Origin of the sequence: Halomonas sp. XH26 (assembly GCF_024138895.1) — a bacterium.
GTDB classification, from domain to species: Bacteria; Pseudomonadota; Gammaproteobacteria; order Pseudomonadales; family Halomonadaceae; genus Vreelandella; species Vreelandella alkaliphila.
Window position 1 is genome coordinate 1,913,096 of the sequence record NZ_CP071889.1, and the last position, 15,899, is coordinate 1,928,994.

A 15,899-nucleotide genomic window follows, 5' to 3' on the forward strand; every position below is an offset into this window, starting at 1 on the left:
ATATTTCTGCCACAACCAAATCTGCTTACAAATTTTGCTAAGCTATTCAGCTGTTTTTTGCTGGCGCTTTTCCTCAATGTCTTCAATCCCGTCTTCAATACCGTTTCCACCTCTGCCTCCATTTCGACCTTCGCGCTGGCTGCCAGGCGGACATTTGCAAACGCTCTATAGCCCGCTATGGCGGACATCGCCCCAATTACAACGCCGGCGGGAGCGAATGAGGCTTCAAGATGGTGATTTTATCGATGTGGATTGGTATGGGCCTGAGGGTGAGTCGGCGAATTGTGTACTGCTGCTTCATGGCCTAACTGGCAGTTCTTCTTCACTGTATATACTAGGGCAACAACAAGCGTTAGCGGAGCGCGGTTGGCAGAGCGTGGCTGTCAATTGGCGTGGCTGCTCTGGTGAGCCAAACCATCGTGCCAGGGGATATCACTCTGGCGCGAGTGAGGACTTAGCGGATGTGGTTCAGCAACTAACGTTACGCTATCCATACAAATTGTTTGCCGCGATAGGTTACTCATTGGGTGGCAATGTGTTGCTCAAGTATTTGGGTGAAGAGGGTGGCAATACTCCGTTGCAGGCGGCGGTAGCAGTATCGGTACCGTTTCGGCTAGACCACTGCGCAGACCGAATAAGTAAAGGCTTCTCCAGAATTTACCAGGCCCGTTTCCTGCGAGACTTGCGCCAGTATGTTGAACATAAACAGCAGGTGTTTTTACGCCAAGGGCGAAGGGAAGAACTGGCGCGTTTAGCGGCGCTTGAAACATTACAAGGTATGAAGACGTTTTGGGACTTCGATGGCCGCGTTACTGCGCCACTGCATGGCTTTGAAAGTGCTGATGACTATTACCATCGCTGCAGCAGTGCTTTCTTCGTGGAGCACCTTCGTATTCCAACGCTCATTGTGCATGCGCTAGATGACCCTTTTATCTACCCACAGAGCGTTCCTAATGCGGAAACTTTGCCAAGCAATGTCACCCTGGAGCTTCATGCCTCGGGTGGCCATGTGGGCTTTATAGAGGGTCCTCCGTGGCGGCCGCGTTATTATCTTGAACACCGATTGCCTGACTGGCTGCAGTCGCAGGTTTGTAGCCAGGGTAAAACGCATAACACTAGCGCACTACTATCCAATTAACGTCAATCACCCTGAGGTTGCTATGTCCGTGTTCTTTGACCGATTAAACGGTGTCTCGTCTCCTCGTATTGGCTTGGGATGCATGAATCTTTCCCATGGCTATGGGCAGTATGTGCCAGAAACAGAGGCGCTTCGGGTATTGGAAGAAGCCTTTGAGATGGGATACCGCCATTTTGATACGGCGACGCTCTATGGTGGAACAGCAAATGAGCGGTTGTTGGGGCTCGCTTTAAAAACAAAAAGGCACCAGCTGTTTCTCGCCAGCAAGTGTGGAATGGCATTGGATGCTGAAACAGGGAAGCGCATTATCGATGGTCGCCCCGGCACATTGCGTCGCCAGTGTGAAGAGAGTCTGTCACGACTGAAAACGGATTATTTGGATATTTACTACCTGCATCGCCTAGATCGCAGTGTTCCTATTGAAGAGAGTGTTGGGGCGCTGGGCCGACTAGTGGAAGAGGGTAAAATTGGTGCGGTTGGTTTATCTGAGGTATCGGCAGAAACACTTCGTAAAGGTAATGCGGAATATCCAGTCGCAGCAGTACAGTCAGAATACTCACTCTGGACACGTAATCCCGACATTGCTCTGAAGGATGTATGTGCGGAGCTCGGTGCCGCCTTAGTGGCGTTCAGTCCACTTGGGCGTGGTTTTCTGACGGGGGCAGTGGAAGAAAGTACCCAGTTTTCGACAGGGGATATGCGCTCCGGAATGCCTCGCTTTAGTAAAGACAATTTACCTCACAATATAGCTTTGTTGGATGACGTTAAAACAATGGCTAGGCGTCTTGAGATCTCACCCGCACAGCTGGCGCTAGCTTGGTTAAACGCCCAGGGCCATCATATTGTGCCTATTCCTGGTTCCTGCTCAGTGACGCATATACGCGAGAACTTACGCGCTGAAACGGTCGTACTGGATGACGCAACAGTGACTCAGCTCAACGGTATGCTGTTGCCGAGCCAAGTCGCTGGCGCTCGTTATAGCGATGCGCAACAAGCCGATATTGACACTGAAGAATTTGCGGATTAATAGAGTAAATTGATAGGGCAAATGGTGATTTTACCAAACACCGTTGCTTTCTTTCCGCCTAGGACTATTATTCGCTACCAACGACGATGTTGTTAGCCCACCAAGGAGCACTGCCATGTTAAAAGGTCTGATTATTTGTTTTGCCGTGCTATTTGCACAGTTGGCGGTGCTGAACGTGATCGATGCACGTCTCTATAACGCTCAGGATGCGCGTCAAGCAGCGACAATGCAGCATTTACCTCACAAGGAAGAAGACGACGATAACGTTTCACCGCCAGCAGTGAAGCTGTAAGCAGAAGAGGCGAAGATAATCACGCCAAATGTGGCACGGTCAGGGGAATTTTATAGCGCATTTCTATGTCCAAAGTGGTGTGGAATGTTAAGCATAGTCAACGCTGGAGGAGCAAGTGCCTTAAAAAGCAGTTGTTTGCGTGGAAGACAAATACTTGCGTCTGGAACTTGGTAACGGCATCCTTGTCCGTTGTTAGTATTACCATTAGGGAGCATAGATAAATGGCTTTTAACGATTCGAACACGGCGAGAGCGCAAACGCGCAGCGAAGTAAGTAGTGTTAGCGCTAATAAAGTTCTGCGTAACACTTACGCGCTATTGGCCATGACATTGCTATTCTCTGCGGTCACCGCTGGTGCCTCTGTCGCAATGGGCATCCAACAAATGAACATTTTTGTGTTCTTTATCGGTGCATATGGGCTGATGTTCCTGGTTCACAAAACGGCCAATTCAGCAGCTGGTCTGCTGGCGACTTTTGCATTCACCGGATTTATGGGCTTTACGCTTGGCCCAATCATTTCCGCCTATCTTACGTTGCCTAACGGTGGCGCTTTGATAATGAATGCATTGGCAATGACTGGCTTGACGTTTATTGGCCTTTCTGCGGTTGCATTAACCACCAAGAAAGACTTCAGCTTTTTAGGTAATTTCCTAATGGCTGGTGCCATTGTGTTGATTTTGGCCATGGTAGCTGGGCTGATCTTCAATATTCCTGCGCTTTCATTGATGGTTTCCGCTGGTTTTGTGCTGTTTGCATCAGCTGCGATCCTCTACCAAACCAGTGAAATTGTTCACCGGGCGGGAGAGACCAACTACATCCTCGCAACTATTACGCTTTATGTTTCCATTTATAACCTGTTCATCAGTCTGCTCTCGATTTTAGGCATTATGAGCAACGATTGATCAACCCCTGCAGTACTATCGCGACAGACCCTACTTGCTAGGGTCTGTTTTTTTTAGGGCGGACTGTATCGAGATAATCCGATGGAGTATGGCTTATTGGTCATGGGGGCGCCGTATAGTAGTGCAGCCCCTCATTCCGCGCTGCGATTTGCCCAAGCAGTGCTAAATGAAGGACACCACATCAAGGGCGTTTTTTTCTATCAAGATGGCGTTCATAATGCCTCCCGACTAATGTCTCCTCCACAGGATGAGCTCAATATGCGAGATGCTTGGGTTGACCTGCATCATCAGCACGGGGTGGCATTAGATGTATGCATCGCGGCGGCGTTACGCCGTGGCGTGGTGAGTGAAGCAGAGGCAAAGCGGCACGGGAAAGTGAACTTCAATCTTGAGCCACCCTTTGAATTAACGGGGCTAGGACAACTGCTTGAGCTACAGCAGCGCTGTGATCGTTTGATTACGTTTGCTTAGTAGTGAGAACAGGGCTGAAAACAGGGCGACCAGAGTAGACAGGTAGGACTAAGATGGCTGAAGCAAATGAGCGACTTATCGTTATACGACATGCGCCCTACAGCTCAAATGAGTTGCGGGAAGGGCTGGATGTTGCGCTAGTGTCTGCTGCCTTTGGGCAAGCGGTTGATCTGCTGTTTTTAGGGCAGGGGATATTCGCGTTACTCAAAGAGCAACAGGTTGGCGCGCCTGGCCAAAAAGCCACGCTACCGACAATTAATATGTTAGAAATGTACGATATAGAAAACATATTAGTCCCTACCGAGACTCTACAAGCCTTCAATATAGCCACTGATCAGCTGGTTGAGGGAGTTACCCTAGTCTCGCCTTCAGACGTGCCAGACCTATTCCAGCGTTATAATTATGTTCTTAATTTTTAATTTTGCGCTCAATTTTTAGCAGAGTAGCCAATAACTATGCTGCATATTCTGAATAAACCTCCCCATAGCGATGCTGCTGTGCAAATGCTTAACGCACTCAGCAATGGCGATTCTGTTGTGCTGATAGAAGACGGCGTGCAGGCTGCGCTCTATCCTGAATGGCAAGGCTGGGCAGCCAATACAGCGTCGTTTTTTTTGCTAGCTGAAGATGCTATTTCGAGAGGGGTTCACTCTGTTGCCACAAGCCATGGGCTGCCTTTGATAGAGATGGATGGCTTTATTAGGTTGACCGAGCAAAATGAAAAGATCATTTCCTGGTATTGAATATGAGTAATCAAAGTTTATACCGTTATCTTGATTCATCGCAAAAGATTCAACTAGATCCTGAGGGATATCTAGTTAAGCAGGATCAGTGGAGCGATGAGGTTGCTCAGTTACTCGCTGAGGATGAAGGGTTAACCCTCACAGAAAAACACTGGGAAATTATTCAGCTGGTGCGCGATTTTTATACTCGATATGAAATGGCACCCGCAATGCGGCCCTTAGTGAAAGCCACAAAACAGGCGCTGGGTGATGAGAAGGGGAATTCGATTTATTTAATGATGCTGTTTCCGGGGAGTCCACCAAAGCGTATTGCTCGCATCGCTGGCCTTCCTAAGCCCACAAACTGTTTATAGCTATTTTTTGCGGTTATTTTGAGCAATACGAAATCTTGGCGTTAGACCGAGTCGCCCCGTGTGCAAACAGAAAGCACGACCGCATCTTCTGGGCTGGTAGAAACAAGGGCATGCCCCATGTCACTATCAAAATAAATACTATCGCCTTCGGCGAGCATGAGTGGCGCATAAAATTCTGTGTATAACAAAATATCGCCTTCTAAAATCATCAGAAATTCTTCACCGTCGTGTCGAACCCACTGATGATACTCATCAAAACTGCGTGCTCTAACAATGGTCTTGAAGGGAATCATGCGCTTTTGAGCAAGCTGATGCCCTAGCAGCTCATGCTCGTAGGTAGGGGTAGGGTGCACTTGGCCCTTGCCCTTACGGGTAAGATCTCTACGCCCCATGGTATAGCGCTCACGCTTCGGCGGCGTAAATAGCTGGGGCAGGTCGATGTTCAGGCCGGTAATAAGTTTTTGAACCACACTGAACGTAGGCGACACTTGGTCATTTTCGATCTTGGAGAGCGTTGACCGTGCTAAGCCTGTGCGCTGGCTGACGTCTTCCAATGTCCACTGGTTAGCAAGGCGAATCTGTTTTAAACGTTCCCCCAGGCGTAAAGGTTCGACAAAGGGCTTTCGCCCAGAGGCTATGCGCAGCGCAGCATGCTCTTCAGTAGTAGCGGTCATAAAAAGCCACGTGAGTAAACGTCAATAAAACCGCATGTTATCACAGACGCTCTTTATCAAGGTCGCCGTCGCATGACGTTTCACAATAGTGAGTGGCATACGTCATGGAACATCCGTAAAGGGCAAACCCAATAGCGCTTTTAAGTGAGCTTCTGCACCGCTAGCGAGCGTTTTCGGGTTATACCCCCCCTCAAGTACTGAAACTACTCGGTTTTCTGCATAGAGGGCCGCAATCTCCATTGCTAAGTGGGTTACCCAATAAAAGTCCTCGTCTTCTAAACAGATGTCTCCCATAGGGTCGTCGCGATGAGCATCAAAGCCTGCAGAAAGCATGACTAAGTCTGGTTTGAACGCATGGAGGGCGGGAAGCCACTGTCGTTCGATAATGCGTCTAAACTCTTTACTATCAGTGCCTACTTCCAGCGGCGTATTGACCACATTTTGCCATTCACTGCGTAAATAGCGCCAGGGGTAAAACGGATACTGGAAGCTCGTGCACACCAGTACCTCTGGATCATTTTTGAAGATATCAATAGTGCCGTTGCATTGATGAACATCAAAATCGAGTATTGCGATACGTTTGGCACCATATTTTGCTTTTGCATGGGCCGCACCGACGGCAATGTTGTTATAGAAACAAAACCCCATCGCATCAGCCGCTTCTGCATGATGCCCAGGCGGCCGTACTGCGCAAAATACGTTGTCAGCTTGGCGCTTAAAGACTTGATCAACTCCGCGAATGACGGCTCCTGCGGCCACTCTTGCCGCTTTTAGGCTATCGGGATTCATCATTGTGTCGCTATCGAGTGTAACGATGCCTTCTTTCGGCAGGCACTTTTCTAACGCATTAAGGTGCCTTGTTGGGTGCACTCTTGCTAACGCCTCGTCACACGCCTCTTTGGCATCCGCCTGCATGGTTTGTTGAAGAAGGCCTGCTAGAGATAGGCGCGCACGAATCGCTTCAAGCCGTTGAGGGCTTTCAGGGTGCTCAGGCCCCATATGGTGCAATGCGCAGTCTGGGTGAGTAAGGTAGGCAGTAATCATGCAAGCGCTCCGAAGACAATATCGCCACCTTAATCGTCTCAGGGGCTTGCGCGACAGTGTCAATAAGTCGTACACAGTGGTTATTAATTTCAGGGGAGACGCATTCGTGAGCACACGTTTTTTGCATCATTTTTTCGAACCGCGCACAGTGGCCGTGTTCGGTGCCTCTGAAAAGCCAGCCTCGTTGGGTGGTTTAGTGCTCAGTAACCTTCAAGAGGGCGGTTTTAGGGGGAAAATATGGGCGGTCAATCTGAAAGGATATGACACAGTTTTCGGCGTGGATTGCGTCCGCACCGTCAATGAACTGCCTGAAATCCCTGATTTAGCGGTTATCTGTTCGCCAATCGATGGTGTTCCTAGTCTTATCAAAAAACTTGGGCAGTTTGGTGTTAAAGCTGCGTTGGTGCTTTCCGGTGGTGCCTACCTTGATCGTGAGACGGGCAACAAAGGCTCAATCCGGCAACGTATGTTGCAGTCGGCGATAGAGTCGGGTATCCGGGTGCTAGGGCCCGAGTGCATGGGGCTGATTGTGCCTGGGAAGAAACTGAATGCTTCCTATGCCAGTCAGCCAGTTCAAGCAGGCAAAGTGGCCTATTTAGGGCAATCGGGCATGTTGGCAAATGCCATGATCGATTGGGCAGCTGGCCGCGATGTTGGCTTTTCACACTTGATCACGGTCGGTGACAGTGTTGATGTGCTACTGCCAGATTTGATTGATTATGTGAATCAGTTTTCTCCAGCGCAAGCGATTCTGCTGCACCTTGAGCGCGTGATGGATGCTCAGCACTTTATGACCTCCGTACGTGATGCATCGCGTAACCGCTTGGTCGTCGCCATTAAGAGTGGGCGAACGCCGCAGTCTGATATTTCAGGTATGGCCCCCACACCAGGTATTGCTAATCGTGATGTGGTGTTTGACGCGGCCTTTGCCCGGGCGGGCGTTGTTCGCGTCAATGATTACGATGAATTGCTGGATGCGCTTGAAACCTTATCGCGCATGAAGCCGCTTCGCGGCGACCGATTGGCTATTGTGTCTAATGGCTTAGGGCCCGCCATGCTGGCGATCGATAAACTGATAAGTGCGGGCGGTAAACTGGCGGAGTTTAGCGAAGAGACCCAGCGGGTGCTGCATAAAAGCCAGGTAGATATGAGCAAACCCGGTGAGAACCCAGTGGATTTAGGCGGCAACGCGACGCCAGAGCGTTTTGTAGAAGCGCTAAAAATTGTCACTGCCGACCCAAATGTGGATGCCGTACTGGTGGTTCACGCGCCTACTCGTTTAGCGCCTTCATTGGCCACCGCTCAGGCGCTGATTGATCATCGAAAAACATTTAAACGTAACTTACTAACGAGTTGGATGGGGCTGAAAGAAGCCCTGAACGCTAGGCATGTGAGCAATTTGGCGGGTATACCCACCTATACATCGCCGGAAAAGGCAGTGAAAGCATTTATGCATATGGTGGACTACCAGCGTGTTCAGGCACTGCTGCATGAAATTCCGCCTAGCTTACCTTTTTCCACCAGCGCAGAGATTCGTGCGGAGTGTCGCGCGCTGATTAAAAATGCCAAAGCGGACGGGCGGCAAACGTTGACCCATTCAGAAACGGCCCAAGTGCTAGAAGCCTATGGCATTCCTGCCGCACCTAGTGTCTATTTGGCTAATCCGGAAGATGCCTTAGCGATGGCGGATCATTTTCCAGGTCCTAAGGCGCTAAAAGTCATTCACGAGGGCAATTGCCGCCCTTATCGCTACCGTAAACACCCCCATAAAATATCCGCGGGTCTACTGCAAGATTTAGAAACGCCGGAGCAAGTGGCCGAAGGGATCCGTCAGCTAGGCGATAAGGTGCGCGAGAAATTCCCCGAATATGCTATTCGCGAATACTGTTTGCAGCCAATGCAGCGTGGTAAACACTCAATGCAGATCTGTGCCGGGATCACTCGTGATCCTGTGTTCGGTCCGCTGATTGTTTTCGGGATAGGTGGCTATAAAGTGAACGTGCTAGCGGATCGTCAGATTGCGCTACCACCACTGAATATGAGTTTAGCCGCTGACGTGGTGGGTAGAACCCATGCGGCTTCATTGATTCGCGAGCATTCGGCCGATCCCGAACGAGATATCCAGCGGCTCTGCCAACTGTTGGTCAAGCTATCCCAAATGGCTTCTGACTTGGGCGACTTGAGGGGGCTCGAACTCAATCCTTTGCTGCTGAACCGTGATGGGATGTTAGCCGTGGATTTTGCCATGGACTTAGGCCCGCCTGCGCGTTTTGCCATCATGCCTTACCCTGAAGAGCTACGTGAATGGGTAACGCTGACAAATGGATGGCGGGTAGAGGTTCGCCCCATCCGCGCGGAAGATGCGCCACTGATTACGACGTTCCACCGGCAGTTATCAGAGGAGAGCATTCGTTTTCGTTATTTCCACAATAAATCCAACCTAACCCAGCGTGATTTGTCGATTCTGTCGCATATCAACTACGACCGACAGATGGCCTTTATTGCCGAACATCAGCACGATGACGGGAGCAAAGAGATGTTGGGTGTCGTTCGGGTATGGAATGATCCCGATAATATTCGCACGGAATTTTCGGTCATTATCCGTGACGACTTGCAGGGGCTGGGTATTGGTAGCCTGTTAATGAAAAAGATGATCGATTACTGCACCAACATTGGCACGCTCGAAATGATCGGCAAAATTATGGTAGATAACCATCCCATGCGCGCCTTGATGAAGCACTTGGGCTTTAAATGTCGCTACAACATGGAAGAGCAGGTGATTGATGCCGTGCTCAGGTTGAACGAGCCTGAAAGCGAATGGCAGCGTCACCGGTTGGAGAGCCAGCCTGACTAAGCTATTGCTGACCCAAATAAGCCTGCCTCAAAAGAGGCAGGCTCATTCATGGGATGGGTAAATCGAGTGAAAACAGTGTCTAAATTAAGAAACCACTAAATTAATAGATTTCTTAATTAAGGAGCTAAGCGGAAGCGGCTCCAATCGCCGCCGTCACGCCGTTCAAAGCGTAGGCGGTCGTGAAGACGACTGGGTTGCCCCTGCCAGAACTCAATCATTTCAGGATTAACTCGATAGCCGCCCCAGTGATTCGGACGCGGAATATCTTGTCCTTCGTAGGCTTGTTCAAAGCGTTTTTGCCGCTCTTCAATCCAATTACGATCAGGGATCACAACGCTTTGGGTAGCAATCCAGGCACCCAGCTGGCTACCACGAGGCCGGCTCGAGAAGTATTCATCAGACTCTTCTTGTGCCACTTGTTCTACGGGACCTTCGATGCGAACTTGCCGTGACAGCGAGGGCCACCAAAAGGTGATGGCGGCAAAAGGTACGTTGCTCAGCTCGCTACCTTTGTGGCTATGGTAGTTGGTAAAGAACACCATACCTTGCTCGTCAAACCCCTTGAGCAGAACGACACGGGCATGGGGGCGCCCCTGACTGTCTACCGTAGCAAGGGTCATTGCGTTACCGTCTTGACCTTCTGTTTCCAGCGCTAGGCTAAACCACTCATCAAACAGCACAAAGGGATTGTCGGGGGCTTGGGCTTCATCAAGGCGGCCACCTTCATAATCGCGCCTAATATCAGCTATATTGCGTGTCATTGAATACTGCTCCCTTTAAATTTTGTTCATGGTCGCTGGTCTTTCGGTAAAGCTCAAGCCCTGTCTCTAAGCTTTGCTGACAAGCTCTATTTAGAAGCCCAGCCGAGAAGTTGATGGCGTTACGGGTAATGCAAAGTTGCTTGATTGTATAACGCGTCGACTGTGCTCTGTAATGCGTTATATCAGAAACATTGAAGAAATGAGAAAATGTATGAATAGAAGATAAAGGGCAACGTAATGCAGAATGAAAGAAAACAGCTGGCCGTTTGGGACGTCTTTGTACGCTTATTCCATTGGTGTCTGCTGGCAGCGGTGATCATTTCGTTTTACACCGCAAAAACCAATGGCGCACCGTTTTTGTTTCCGATTGAGGCTCATGCCCAAGCAGGCTACCTCATTATTGGTTTATTGATATTTCGCGTGATATGGGGCGTCTCAGGTCCTGCCTATGCTCGCTTTAGTGCGTTTATCTATGGTCCAAAAGATACGGCAATTTATGCAAATGCGCTGCTGAAGCGACGTGCCCCCCGCTACGCGAGCCACAACCCCCTGGGTGGTTGGATGGTGGTTTTTTTGTTGCTCTCACTGAGTTTTCAGGCAGTGAGTGGACTGTTTTTGAGTGACGATATCTTCTTTCAGGGTCCACTTTACGGTTTGCTGGGCCGAGACATAAGTGGCGAGCTAGCCAGTTTGCATTCACTCAATAGTGATGTGCTGCTTATCCTGATAGGCATCCATGTTGCGGGCATCATTGTGCATGCTCTGCAGGGAGAAAATTTAGTCGCTGCAATGGTGACGGGAATCAAACATTTCAACAGTGAACCGATTGATATAAAACCTGCCCACCGAACTAAGCACCGCCTGTTTGCGCTAGGTGCTTTTTTAGTTGCGGCGGGCGTTTGTGGCTGGTTGTGGTTTTATCCTTACTGATAGTTCTAGCAAACAGAGCGTTATCTAAGCTTACTCCTGGCGCTGTTGACGACTGCGAAAACGTGCGTACGCCATACAGCCAGTAAATAGTGCCAGCGATACAACCGCTTCCAGCACACCGCGAACCCCTTGGCCGGGTAGGGTTGCCAGCATAGTGCCTTGAGTAAAGTACAGTAGGCTGACAAATGCTAACCAAGCATGGCCTCTGGCTCGCTGACCAATGATAGAGGGTAGGAATAGTAAGAGTGGCAGTACAAATGCGACAACAGGACGCCAGTTAAAGGTATCACCCTGAATAAAAAAGCCACGATAGATAACTAGCAGCAGCAGAATGACAAAGCTGACGAGTACTAACTGCCTTGCTTGCTGTGTGAGCTTATCGAGTCCATGGCGAGTCTCGAGACCTTCTAACCACTGCCTCATGCCGCTTCCTCCTGGCGCATTTTATGCAGCGCTCGCGCAAGCCTAGCCAACCGCTTGCCTTGAGCAAGACACAGTGCACGCTCGTGCTCGTCGACAGAGCGGTCACTTCGCGCACCGGCAACATGACTAGCCCCGTAGGGGGTGCCACCGGTTTGGGTGCTGAGAAGGGCGGTTTCATTATAGGGGATGCCGGCGTAGACCATGCCGTGATGCAGTAACGGAATTAGCATGCTAAGAAGCGTGCTTTCCTGGCCACCGTGGAGGCTGGAAGTGGATGTGAACGCACAGGCAGGTTTATCAATCAACGCGCCATTCATCCATAGGCTACTGGTCGTATCTAGAAAATACTTAAGCGGCGCAGCCATATTGCCAAAACGCGTAGGGCTACCCAATGCCAGCGCGCTGCAGTGGCGCAAATCCTCGAGGTCTGCATAAACCGCTCCCTCTGCTGGAATTTCGGGGTCAACGGCTTCACAGGTTGTGGAGACAGGGGGAACGGTGCGCAGCCGCGCTTCAATCCCCGTAATGCTTTCGACACCTGCTGCAATCTGCCTTGCCATATCCGCAGTGGCTCCTGAGCGCGAATAGTAAAGAATTAAAACAAACGGCGTGGAATCACTCATGAGGTATCCTAGAAATAACGACGTAAAGAGGGCACTGCGTTGTCTGCTTATGGTACCAGAGCTACCGGTTGTACAGGAGATGAGTTAAGCAATTGGCTAAGCGTGGGCAGGCGTAGATAAACCCATGCGGTTGAACCGTCCGTTAGCGTTTGTTTGACCCGCTCATAGCGAATACCTAGGCGCTCATAACGATCCAAGCGCAGTAGCTGATCCGCAGTGACTTCTAACCGTAACCCTTCTACATGGCTATGGGTATCGGGAGTCAAGTCCAGGCCTTGTTTTTTAAAGCCTTCAAGACGTGCTGGTTGTGGGTTGCCTGAACTTCCCATCACCACCCATCGCACAGGGAGATAGCGCAGCGTGCCATAGACGAAGACACTGTGGGTTCGTTCTTCAATGACTGGCAAGTGGGTGGGGCGCTCGTAAAACCACGGGCTCAGCATTGTCAGCCAAAGCCAACCTGCAGCACCGATTAGTAGTGCTGCGCTACACGCGATCAAACGTTTTAACCAAACCATGCCCACTCCTTTGATTATGTTGGCTATCAGCGTGGCGTTAGATGTTAATGAAAACAAGTCTTAAGCAATGTCGACGGGTTTGCTAGGATAAGGGCATTAGACCCTGTCAGAGGAGCCTGTTATGAATCAATCACTTCGTGATGAGATGGATTTCAGTGCGTTGGTCGGCGATGTAAAGCCGTTACCCAAGCATAACCGCGCAGATACAGGTACCCAGCGCCAGCGGCCTACAGAGGCCCAGCTTGCTCGTCGTGAAAGTGCTGAGCAGCGTCTGGAAGAGCGTAATTTCTTATCTGATGATTTTGTCGACTTGTTGCCGCCCTTTGATCCGATTGAATACCGCCGTGAGGGTATTCAGCAAGGTGTGGTCGATAAACTGAAGCATGGTGGTTACAGTGTTCAGGCCCAACTACATCTGCTACGACGGCCGTTGGCAGAGTGCCGTAGAATGCTGTTCCCGTTTATTCAAGAAGCTTACCTCCACGACCTTCGCTCTGTGCTCATTGTGCATGGGAGAGGTCGAGAAATAGATAGTCCTGCGAATGTCCTGCGTTCCTATCTGGCTAAATGGCTTGCTCAGTTCGACGAAGTGCAAGCTTATGTTTCTGCGCAGCCTTCCGAAGGCGGCCTTGGCGCCACCTGGGTCATGCTACGTAAAAGTGACCGTGCCAAAGCTAACAACCGTGAGCGCCAGCAAAAACGCCGCGGATAGCCTGCCATTGTTTATCAAGTAATTGTTTATCAAGCAAAAGGGCAGCCGAGGAACTGCCCTTTCTATCTCTACTTCTATCTTTTTACTTCTATCTCGATACCGTTTGCGGTTACTGCTTGGTGTCCGCCAGGCGGCGTTCGAACAATGCTTGGCGCTGCTCAACATCGGTTTGGTAGCGAACGCTAAACATGTTTAACGCACGGATAGCGTCGTCTGGATGCTGATCATCACGCAGAGCCATGGCGGTAAAGCCACAGCGGCGCATGTAATCCAACTGGTCGACCAACACATCACCGACCGCACGTACTTCACCAGTATAGCCGTAGCGTTCGCGAAGCAAACGAGCAAGCGTGTAGCCACGTCCATCCGTAAATGCCGGGAAATCAATGGCAACCGCACTGGTACTGCTTAGCTGCTGGCCAAGCTCCGTGGTTAACTCGGTATCACTTGAAAGTAGCGGTGCTAGCTCGGCATCGTCCTGATTCGCTTGCCAGAGTGCCAGCGGCACAAAGGCGGGACGCTGTTCAGGGAGCGTGTCTGCGTCATAGGACACACACCACGCATTCTCTGCTGCCAGTTCACCATCAGCGATCAGATGGTCGACATGTACCGGCGTGAGCTCAACCGCGTCAGTCTGAGTGTCATTGCTGGGCATAAACACGCTCCTTAAAGGGTTTTAAGCCAATACGGCGATAGGTGTCGAGGAACCGCTCGTCTGCGTGACGTTCGGCCACATAGACTTGAAGTACCTTATCGACAACGTCCGGCACGTCTTCGCGGTAGAAAGAGGGCCCTAGGATTTTACCTAACGAGGCATCGTCAGTTGAGTTACCACCAATTGAGATTTGGTAATACTCTTCGCCTTTTTTGTCGACGCCAAGTATGCCGATGTGACCAACGTGGTGATGCCCACAAGCGTTCATGCAGCCTGAAATATTCAGATCCAGTGGGCCGAGGTCATAGAGGAAGTCCAGGTCTTCAAACCGCTCCTGTAGTGCTTGAGCGATGGGAATCGAGACCGCGTTGGCCAAGCCACAGTAGTCGCCGCCAGGGCAGCAGATAATATCGTTCAGCGTACCTACAGTCGGATTGGCCATGCCCAGTGCATCAAGCTCTTTCCAGAGTGCTTCCAGCTCATCGACGGGAACGTCAGACAGCACTAAGTTTTGCTCGTGGGTCACGCGCACTTCACCGAAGCTATAGCGATCGGCCAAGTCGGCGACGGCTTCCATCTGATCCGCGGTGACATCACCAGGCGCGTGTTCGCGGCGCTTAAGTGAAAGAGTCACTGCTTTATAACCAGGGACTTTGTGGTCGGTGACGTTATTCGTCACAAAGCGGGCCAAACTACGATTTTCGCTGCGTAACTGTTCGAAATCGGCAATGGCGCTCTCAGCAACCGGACGACGCTCTGGTTCAGGGAAGTGAATCTTGGCCGCATCAACCGCTGCTTGGTTGAGTGTTTGTGGGCCATCTTTAAGATGCGCCCACTCTTCGTCAACGCGGCGGCGAAACTCTTCAATACCGAGCGCTTTGACGAGTATTTTAATACGTGCTTTAAACTTGTTGTCGCGGCGACCAAATTGGTTGTACACGCGAACACACGCTTCCAAATACGTTAACAGATGCTGCCAGGGAAGGTCTTCGCGCACCACGTCGCCAATCATCGGTGTGCGGCCAAGGCCGCCACCTGCTAGCACTTTAATGCGTACGTCGCCGTCCTCGTTACGCCATAGCCGCAGGCCGATGTCATGCACTTGAATAGCTGCGCGATCTTGGGCGGCACCGCTGACAGCAATTTTAAATTTGCGCGGCAGGTAGGCGAACTCTGGATGTAAGGTTGACCACTGACGAATTAGCTCACACCAAGGGCGTGGGTCTTCCACTTCATCCCCCGCGATACCGGCAAACTGGTCACTGGTGGTATTGCGGATGCAGTTGCCGCTGGTTTGAATAGCGTGCATTTGTACTTTGGCGAGGTCAGCCAAAATATCGGGCACGTCTTCCAATGCTGGCCAGTTCAACTGCAAGTTTTGCCGAGTCGTGAAGTGGCCATAGCCACGGTCATAGCGGCGGGTAATGTCCGCTAACGCGCGAAGCTGCTTGCCTGCCAGCATGCCGTAGGGGATGGCGATTCGCAGCATTGGCGCATGCTTCTGAATATACAGGCCGTTTTGGAGTCGCAGCGGGCGAAACTCTTCTTCTCCCAAACGCCCGGCGCGGTAGCGGTCCATTTGGTCACGAAACTGAGCGACGCGCTCGTCAACCAACGTTTGGTCGTGAATATCATAACGGTACATGTGGCACGATCCTGCTAAAAGCGAAATGGTCACGTCGAGACGGACGGTAATGTGCCGTCACCTTAACGCGGGCGTCATATTCTACAAAAGAATATATAATTATCTTTTTATCGCTAAATGGTATTTGGGATTTA

Annotated in this window: 19 protein-coding genes; 11 read left to right on the plus strand and 8 right to left on the minus strand. The window is 50.7% G+C overall.

The features are described from left to right. Nucleotides 1–76: 76 nt before the first annotated feature. The 8 genes from J4377_RS08885 to J4377_RS08920 all read left to right on the plus strand — a co-directional run bounded on the left by J4377_RS08885 (nucleotide 77) and on the right by J4377_RS08920 (nucleotide 4,926). Complete coding sequence (locus J4377_RS08885; RefSeq protein WP_253487952.1) at nucleotides 77–1,138, plus strand: hydrolase; 1,062 nt, start codon at nucleotides 77–79, stop codon at nucleotides 1,136–1,138. A gap of 22 nt (nucleotides 1,139–1,160) precedes the next feature. Beyond that, on the plus strand, nucleotides 1,161–2,165 hold the full coding sequence (locus tag J4377_RS08890) for an aldo/keto reductase (RefSeq protein ID WP_095602922.1): 1,005 nt from the start codon (nucleotides 1,161–1,163) through the stop codon (nucleotides 2,163–2,165). A 115-nt stretch (nucleotides 2,166–2,280) separates the two neighbouring features. Beyond that, a complete protein-coding gene (locus J4377_RS08895; protein WP_167457121.1) occupies nucleotides 2,281–2,457 on the plus strand; it encodes a hypothetical protein in 177 nt (58 codons plus the stop codon). A gap of 221 nt (nucleotides 2,458–2,678) precedes the next feature. After that, entirely contained in the window at nucleotides 2,679–3,359 is a 681-nt protein-coding gene (locus tag J4377_RS08900) for a Bax inhibitor-1/YccA family protein (protein WP_038484188.1), read from the plus strand. 81 nt (nucleotides 3,360–3,440) lie between these two features. After that, nucleotides 3,441–3,830, plus strand: coding sequence for a sulfurtransferase complex subunit TusD (tusD, locus tag J4377_RS08905; RefSeq protein ID WP_038484190.1), 390 nt, complete (start codon nucleotides 3,441–3,443; stop codon nucleotides 3,828–3,830). Between the two features lie 53 nt (nucleotides 3,831–3,883). After that, a complete protein-coding gene (gene tusC, locus J4377_RS08910; RefSeq protein ID WP_038484193.1) occupies nucleotides 3,884–4,249 on the plus strand; it encodes a sulfurtransferase complex subunit TusC in 366 nt (121 codons plus the stop codon). A 36-nt stretch (nucleotides 4,250–4,285) separates the two neighbouring features. Next, complete coding sequence (tusB, locus tag J4377_RS08915; RefSeq protein WP_095602923.1) at nucleotides 4,286–4,573, plus strand: sulfurtransferase complex subunit TusB; 288 nt, start codon at nucleotides 4,286–4,288, stop codon at nucleotides 4,571–4,573. Nucleotides 4,574–4,575: 2 nt separating this feature from the next. After that, nucleotides 4,576–4,926 (plus strand): TusE/DsrC/DsvC family sulfur relay protein, encoded by a 351-nt coding sequence (locus J4377_RS08920; RefSeq protein WP_095602924.1) that lies wholly within the window; start codon nucleotides 4,576–4,578, stop codon nucleotides 4,924–4,926. Between the two features lie 41 nt (nucleotides 4,927–4,967). Here the strand turns inward: J4377_RS08920 and J4377_RS08925 are convergent, their stop codons facing one another. Then, nucleotides 4,968–5,600 carry a helix-turn-helix domain-containing protein gene (locus J4377_RS08925; protein WP_038484202.1) on the minus strand — a complete coding sequence of 211 codons (633 nt, stop codon included), beginning with the start codon at nucleotides 5,598–5,600 and terminating at the stop codon, nucleotides 4,968–4,970. Between the two features lie 102 nt (nucleotides 5,601–5,702). Then, complete coding sequence (locus J4377_RS08930; protein ID WP_253487954.1) at nucleotides 5,703–6,644, minus strand: histone deacetylase family protein; 942 nt, start codon at nucleotides 6,642–6,644, stop codon at nucleotides 5,703–5,705. Between the two features lie 106 nt (nucleotides 6,645–6,750). Between J4377_RS08930 and J4377_RS08935 the strand changes: the two genes are divergently transcribed. Continuing rightward, nucleotides 6,751–9,498, plus strand: coding sequence for a bifunctional acetate--CoA ligase family protein/GNAT family N-acetyltransferase (locus J4377_RS08935; RefSeq protein ID WP_253487956.1), 2,748 nt, complete (start codon nucleotides 6,751–6,753; stop codon nucleotides 9,496–9,498). Nucleotides 9,499–9,614: 116 nt separating this feature from the next. On the opposite strand, the gene pdxH is transcribed toward J4377_RS08935, so the two are convergent. Further along, the gene (gene pdxH, locus J4377_RS08940) at nucleotides 9,615–10,259 is read right to left on the minus strand and encodes a pyridoxamine 5'-phosphate oxidase (protein WP_038484211.1); all 645 of its coding nucleotides are present in this window, start codon (nucleotides 10,257–10,259) and stop codon (nucleotides 9,615–9,617) included. A gap of 237 nt (nucleotides 10,260–10,496) precedes the next feature. Between pdxH and J4377_RS08945 the strand changes: the two genes are divergently transcribed. Continuing rightward, nucleotides 10,497–11,189 (plus strand): cytochrome b/b6 domain-containing protein, encoded by a 693-nt coding sequence (locus J4377_RS08945; RefSeq protein ID WP_253487958.1) that lies wholly within the window; start codon nucleotides 10,497–10,499, stop codon nucleotides 11,187–11,189. A 30-nt stretch (nucleotides 11,190–11,219) separates the two neighbouring features. Here the strand turns inward: J4377_RS08945 and J4377_RS08950 are convergent, their stop codons facing one another. Genes J4377_RS08950 through J4377_RS08960 form a run of 3 tightly spaced genes read right to left on the minus strand, consistent with a single transcriptional unit; the run spans nucleotide 11,220 to nucleotide 12,753 of the window. Then, nucleotides 11,220–11,612 (minus strand): DUF2069 domain-containing protein, encoded by a 393-nt coding sequence (locus tag J4377_RS08950; RefSeq protein ID WP_095602928.1) that lies wholly within the window; start codon nucleotides 11,610–11,612, stop codon nucleotides 11,220–11,222. Next, nucleotides 11,609–12,235 (minus strand): NAD(P)H:quinone oxidoreductase, encoded by a 627-nt coding sequence (gene wrbA / locus J4377_RS08955; protein ID WP_089038368.1) that lies wholly within the window; start codon nucleotides 12,233–12,235, stop codon nucleotides 11,609–11,611. The genes J4377_RS08950 and wrbA overlap by 4 nt, the downstream gene beginning before the upstream one ends. Before the next feature lie 47 nt (nucleotides 12,236–12,282). Then, nucleotides 12,283–12,753 (minus strand): gamma-glutamylcyclotransferase family protein, encoded by a 471-nt coding sequence (locus J4377_RS08960; protein ID WP_253487959.1) that lies wholly within the window; start codon nucleotides 12,751–12,753, stop codon nucleotides 12,283–12,285. 121 nt (nucleotides 12,754–12,874) lie between these two features. Between J4377_RS08960 and smrA the strand changes: the two genes are divergently transcribed. After that, entirely contained in the window at nucleotides 12,875–13,465 is a 591-nt protein-coding gene (gene smrA / locus J4377_RS08965) for a DNA endonuclease SmrA (protein ID WP_095602930.1), read from the plus strand. A 109-nt stretch (nucleotides 13,466–13,574) separates the two neighbouring features. Here the strand turns inward: smrA and J4377_RS08970 are convergent, their stop codons facing one another. Beyond that, nucleotides 13,575–14,120: a DUF934 domain-containing protein gene (locus J4377_RS08970; protein WP_038484229.1), complete on the minus strand. Its 546-nt coding sequence runs from the start codon at nucleotides 14,118–14,120 to the stop codon at nucleotides 13,575–13,577. Next, complete coding sequence (locus tag J4377_RS08975) at nucleotides 14,107–15,765, minus strand: nitrite/sulfite reductase (RefSeq protein ID WP_038484232.1); 1,659 nt, start codon at nucleotides 15,763–15,765, stop codon at nucleotides 14,107–14,109. The genes J4377_RS08970 and J4377_RS08975 overlap by 14 nt, the downstream gene beginning before the upstream one ends. Nucleotides 15,766–15,899: the final 134 nt, after the last annotated feature.

Excerpts from the sequence above, each read along its gene's own strand:
- J4377_RS08950 (WP_095602928.1), bottom strand. The coding sequence starts at position 11,612 with ATGAGGCAGTGGTTAGAAGGTCTCGAGACTCGCCATGGACTCGATAAG.
- J4377_RS08975 (WP_038484232.1), bottom strand. The coding sequence starts at position 15,765 with ATGTACCGTTATGATATTCACGACCAAACGTTGGTTGACGAGCGCGTC.
- wrbA (WP_089038368.1), bottom strand. The coding sequence starts at position 12,235 with ATGAGTGATTCCACGCCGTTTGTTTTAATTCTTTACTATTCGCGCTCA.
- J4377_RS08925 (WP_038484202.1), bottom strand. The coding sequence starts at position 5,600 with ATGACCGCTACTACTGAAGAGCATGCTGCGCTGCGCATAGCCTCTGGG.
- pdxH (WP_038484211.1), bottom strand. The coding sequence starts at position 10,259 with ATGACACGCAATATAGCTGATATTAGGCGCGATTATGAAGGTGGCCGC.
- J4377_RS08900 (WP_038484188.1), top strand. The coding sequence starts at position 2,679 with ATGGCTTTTAACGATTCGAACACGGCGAGAGCGCAAACGCGCAGCGAA.
- J4377_RS08930 (WP_253487954.1), bottom strand. The coding sequence starts at position 6,644 with ATGATTACTGCCTACCTTACTCACCCAGACTGCGCATTGCACCATATG.
- tusD (WP_038484190.1), top strand. The coding sequence starts at position 3,441 with ATGGAGTATGGCTTATTGGTCATGGGGGCGCCGTATAGTAGTGCAGCC.
- J4377_RS08945 (WP_253487958.1), top strand. The coding sequence starts at position 10,497 with ATGCAGAATGAAAGAAAACAGCTGGCCGTTTGGGACGTCTTTGTACGC.
- smrA (WP_095602930.1), top strand. The coding sequence starts at position 12,875 with ATGAATCAATCACTTCGTGATGAGATGGATTTCAGTGCGTTGGTCGGC.
- J4377_RS08970 (WP_038484229.1), bottom strand. The coding sequence starts at position 14,120 with ATGCCCAGCAATGACACTCAGACTGACGCGGTTGAGCTCACGCCGGTA.
- J4377_RS08895 (WP_167457121.1), top strand. The coding sequence starts at position 2,281 with ATGTTAAAAGGTCTGATTATTTGTTTTGCCGTGCTATTTGCACAGTTG.
- J4377_RS08920 (WP_095602924.1), top strand. The coding sequence starts at position 4,576 with ATGAGTAATCAAAGTTTATACCGTTATCTTGATTCATCGCAAAAGATT.
- J4377_RS08885 (WP_253487952.1), top strand. The coding sequence starts at position 77 with ATGTCTTCAATCCCGTCTTCAATACCGTTTCCACCTCTGCCTCCATTT.
- J4377_RS08890 (WP_095602922.1), top strand. The coding sequence starts at position 1,161 with ATGTCCGTGTTCTTTGACCGATTAAACGGTGTCTCGTCTCCTCGTATT.
- tusB (WP_095602923.1), top strand. The coding sequence starts at position 4,286 with ATGCTGCATATTCTGAATAAACCTCCCCATAGCGATGCTGCTGTGCAA.
- J4377_RS08960 (WP_253487959.1), bottom strand. The coding sequence starts at position 12,753 with ATGGTTTGGTTAAAACGTTTGATCGCGTGTAGCGCAGCACTACTAATC.
- tusC (WP_038484193.1), top strand. The coding sequence starts at position 3,884 with ATGGCTGAAGCAAATGAGCGACTTATCGTTATACGACATGCGCCCTAC.